This window comes from Bradyrhizobium sp., assembly GCF_049519115.1.
Classification (GTDB): Bacteria; Pseudomonadota; Alphaproteobacteria; order Rhizobiales; family Xanthobacteraceae; genus Bradyrhizobium.
The window spans coordinates 1-3,874 of sequence record NZ_JBEKRB010000164.1; the positions used below are offsets into that span (position 1 = coordinate 1).

A 3,874-nucleotide genomic window follows, 5' to 3' on the forward strand; every position below is an offset into this window, starting at 1 on the left:
GTTGCCCTGCGCAACCGTGACGGTCGACAGTCCCAATTTGCTGCGGAGTTGATCGGCAGGGACGAGCATCGGCCCCGGCGAGGGCGCCGTGCCCGGCACCGGCTGCGGGAAGGCCGTCGACAACGCCGTGTGGAAGGTCATGTTGCCTTCGACCTTCTGAGCCAGCTGATGGATGTGGCCATTCAACACGGTGACCGAGCCGAAACGCTTGAGCATGTCGAGCGCGCGCTGGCCGTCTTCGGTGCCCCAGCCCCAATCCTTGTAGAGGACGTAGAGCGGGATGTGGGAGAAGACCACGATCGGCGTGGAGGCCGACTTGTCCTTCAGGTCAGCTTCCAACCAGGCGAGCTGCTCGGCGCCGAGGTTGCCGAGGCCGCCGCCCTTCAGGTCGACGACGTTGACGAGGCCGATGAAGTGCACACCGTGGTCGTCGTAAGAGTACCAGCCGGCACCTTTTGCGCCCTTGCCGTAGCGCTCGAGATACGCCTTGCCGCGATCTTCATCGATAATGTCGTGTTCGCCGGGCACCCAGTGCATCTGAACGCCGGTCTCGCCGAATACCTTGTCGGCATTGTCGAACTCGGCGGGCTTTGAAAGATGCGTGATGTCGCCGGTGTGGATGATGAAGGACGGCTTGGTCGGCATCGCCTTGACCTTGGCAACCGCCTCCCGCAGCGTCCCGAGCGCATCGGGATTAGCCGCCTTGTCGAAGCCGATGTGGCTGTCGCTCATTTGCAGGAAGGTAAAGCCGGTCGCGGGCTCGGCGGCTGCCGCTTCGCCGATCAGCCCGACGGAGTGAGGAACACCGCCGGTGACGGTCCAAAGGACGCCGGTGCCAGCCCAGACCATGCATTCCAGCACTTCGCGGCGACCTAATCCCCTTTTCCGATCGTCATCGTTAGCCATATCGTATTCTCCCTATGGAGCCGGATGCGGGCTCCGGATGGCGCAGGATTGCGCCGCACAAGGGAGACTCGGGGTTCAGGGGCTTTATTCCTCGGCCGGAAACAACTCGGGTTCTGGCACTTATCGACCGCACCGCCCTTCTCTGCCTTGGCGGCGACCGATCCGAGCGTCGGCACCGAGCGCCCCAAGTTACGGCAGCAAGAGCGAGGCTTGCTCGGACGACACCGCGCTGCTGGCGGCTATTGGGCCGTCGCAGAAATCATGGGTTAGCTTCGCCCACTCTACGAGTCGTCGAAGATACCAATTTAACTTCGCTAATCTGAATTCAATCTCATTCTTGGAAGCAACCTCCTTGCGGCGCCGATTCATTCCTACCTCGGCAGCATCAAAGTGGTATCGCTGCGCCATTTTAACTCCGCAGCCACCGCCGAATATTCCCGACTGGCAATAGTGGGAAGACATCCAACTGACGATTCGAAGAGCCGTCTTCGGTTCAGCCAAGTCAACGAATTATCATGATCATATTGATCGATCACGTCGTCATGTTTTAAGCGCCCACCTCCAAGACTGCATCGCCATCTGAAGAGAAGCCCCTCGCTCTTTTCATGTTGTCAACATCGGGCTGCTCGGAGCCGAAGGCGCTGCGTCGCTGATATGGCTATCGGGACATTCCGGGAATTTCTAGGGAGCATCGGGTTTGGTTCAATAAAGAGTTATTGCAAGTGGACCAATTTAAACCGCCAAAGATCCAACAACAGGCCATCCAAGCTCGATTGAACTATTTCCTTGGTGCTGAGGAGTACGACCGCCTCTTCGTAGCCTTCGAAATCCTCCGCATCGAAAATGAGGTGCTGACCTTGGGCGTCCTATCCGCTTGCACAAGCGAGGTTCAGGACAAATATTCGTGGCACGTCGCTATCGTTGCCGAGGCCCTGTTGAAACAGGCGATTCGGAAAGTGAACGTCATCCCGCTCGACGACTCCCGCCCTTCCCAGGCGCAATAAGCTTCGGAAGCCGTTTCTTTTACGGCTTTCCCGTACTGCGGGTCATGGAAGCGTAGTGATCGCCGCGCCAGGCGGCCGTTCGTCGGAAGAGGCTGGAAACCTAAGCGCTCGGGAATATTAACAACGGAGCGCGAGTCACTCTCAGCAAGGATGTCGATGCACAACGCAAGTTTTTGCGCTTTCACCATCACGAGACGATTCAAATGACCACCCTGGTAAACCTAATTAACGTCACCGGGGGTGCATCAAACGATGCCCTTCAATATTTGGAGCACCACCATTGGCTTTTCGGGTTTCTGATATTTGCCTATTTGTTCCGCCTTCATGACCGAAGCGTTCACGCCAGATTCAGCGCGCTGGATAAGCGAGTTGATGAGATTAGGAAACGTCTTGCCTGCGGTCTCTGACCGCTGTCTGACGCGTTTCATTTTTGTATTCGCCGATCTCAATCGCCAGGAAATCACCGTTCGAACTGACCAGAGGAGAGTAACGTGCCCCTAACGGAGTCGCTAATTTGCTTCTCATCTAAAAGAATTGAAATGCATCCTTGCCCACACTGCTATTACCCGATGACGCTAATATCCGACACTTCCTCTCGTTCCAATTTGAATATGCGCAGCTTCCACTGTTTCAACTGCGATAGTGCTGGCATGAGTTCGCCTTCTCTGCCCGGGCTCGGCGCGTCCGTTTGAGGTACGAATCGAGATTTTAACGGCGAGCACTGAGATATGCCCTTTGGCGCCGCGGGCTGCTTGAATCAATGAATAAATAAAAGTGTCCCAGCCGGGGATGACGGCTGGAGGAAGGATGCTCCGCAAGCGTAGGCGAAACGCGGGACCAGCGACGCTGCCTCCAAGAGAAAGTCCCACATTCGGCTATCGACATTCCTGGGTCCTCATTTCCATTTCCTTGCTCCGAAACAACGTTGTGAACGTTACGCTCGCATATGCGTACAGCCCGTCGCTTCCGTCATCGGGCAATCCGGGCCGCAATGCGAGAACGCGCGAAACGTATTTTTCACGATGGCTTGAAGTAAATCCAATCGTCGAGAATTCAGGAATATCTGGAATCTGGCGGGAGTCTGGTGATCAGAAGCGCCTATGCGCGAATGAGGACTAGAGGAATCACACGATGACTAACCGTTTTCTTCTTAGCATGTCCGTAATTCTATCGACCGCGATCGCGGTTCCTGCATTCGCGCAGGAGCGGGAGCCGGGAGCGTACGCGCTCTATCTTCCCGACGTGGGAATGGACTCCGAACAACTTCGACGGAGCGACGTGGTTAATGGCGGCCCGTCGGACGTCATGCCGACGCCGCTGTCGGTTCGCCCATGGAAGGCGGGAAGCGAGACAGCGACCAGACCTTGGTCGGCGCCGGTGGGTCACCATCAGCCGACCGCGGTCGATGTCGCCGAGATCGGCTCCCGCCTGAGCCTCGATCAGGAAGACGCGAAGGTCGACCGCATCGTGAGAGGCGTCTGCCGAGGGTGCTGAAGATCCGGGCCCGACGGGATTTGCCGTCGGGTGCCAAGAGGAACAGGACGTATGACGATGAGCACCAATCACGCTTCCAATTATCCGATCGGACGCTTGGCGATGTGGAGGCAGGACATCTCGATGGTCGCCGCCTTCGTGGTCTGGGCGGTCGTCCTGGGCCTGCTGCCGGTCTTGGTTATCAGCGCGTTAATGGCGGCTTGAACCGGCGCCGAGCGTCGCGATCACGCCGCCAACACGAATTATTTTGCGCCGGAATAAGGTCGTCGCCGTCCAGGTCTTCTCGGCAGTGAACTTCCGATCGAGCGAAGACTGGAGCAGATGGTCATGATCGAAAATTTCGAATCGGCGCGAGGAATGGTCGTAGTGAGGCCGTCCGCGAAGAGCGGACGCTTCGACCCGACGAGCATGGCCCTGCATTGGATCACCGTGCTTCTCATCGTCGGCCAGTTCACGACGGTGTGGCTGCA

At 57.5% G+C, this 3,874-nt stretch carries 5 protein-coding genes; 3 read left to right on the forward strand and 2 right to left on the reverse strand.

Annotation, left to right across the window (positions count from 1 at the left end):
• Positions 1-906: metallophosphoesterase family protein (locus tag ABSE61_RS36505; protein ID WP_423876006.1), on the reverse strand; the 906-nt coding region annotated here is incomplete at its 3' end.
• A 722-nt stretch (positions 907-1,628) separates the two neighbouring features.
• Between ABSE61_RS36505 and ABSE61_RS36510 the strand changes: the two genes are divergently transcribed.
• On the forward strand, positions 1,629-1,910 hold the full coding sequence (locus ABSE61_RS36510; RefSeq protein WP_423876007.1) for a hypothetical protein: 282 nt from the start codon (positions 1,629-1,631) through the stop codon (positions 1,908-1,910).
• A 245-nt stretch (positions 1,911-2,155) separates the two neighbouring features.
• Here ABSE61_RS36510 and ABSE61_RS36515 read toward each other — a convergent pair whose 3' ends face one another.
• Positions 2,156-2,338, reverse strand: coding sequence for a hypothetical protein (locus ABSE61_RS36515; RefSeq protein ID WP_423876008.1), 183 nt, complete (start codon positions 2,336-2,338; stop codon positions 2,156-2,158).
• A 703-nt stretch (positions 2,339-3,041) separates the two neighbouring features.
• On the opposite strand from ABSE61_RS36515, the gene ABSE61_RS36520 reads away from it, so the two are divergent.
• Together ABSE61_RS36520 and ABSE61_RS36525 are read left to right on the forward strand one after the other, a co-directional pair.
• Positions 3,042-3,404, forward strand: coding sequence for a hypothetical protein (locus ABSE61_RS36520; RefSeq protein WP_423876009.1), 363 nt, complete (start codon positions 3,042-3,044; stop codon positions 3,402-3,404).
• A gap of 57 nt (positions 3,405-3,461) precedes the next feature.
• Positions 3,462-3,608: a hypothetical protein gene (locus tag ABSE61_RS36525; RefSeq protein WP_423875992.1), complete on the forward strand. Its 147-nt coding sequence runs from the start codon at positions 3,462-3,464 to the stop codon at positions 3,606-3,608.
• The last annotated feature ends 266 nt before the right edge of the window (positions 3,609-3,874 follow it).

What these genes read in the sequence shown, in the direction of transcription:
- ABSE61_RS36520 (WP_423876009.1), top strand. Translation starts at nt 3,042, where the DNA reads ATGACTAACCGTTTTCTTCTTAGCATGTCCGTAATTCTATCGACCGCG.
- ABSE61_RS36515 (WP_423876008.1), bottom strand. Translation starts at nt 2,338, where the DNA reads ATGAAACGCGTCAGACAGCGGTCAGAGACCGCAGGCAAGACGTTTCCT.
- ABSE61_RS36525 (WP_423875992.1), top strand. Translation starts at nt 3,462, where the DNA reads ATGAGCACCAATCACGCTTCCAATTATCCGATCGGACGCTTGGCGATG.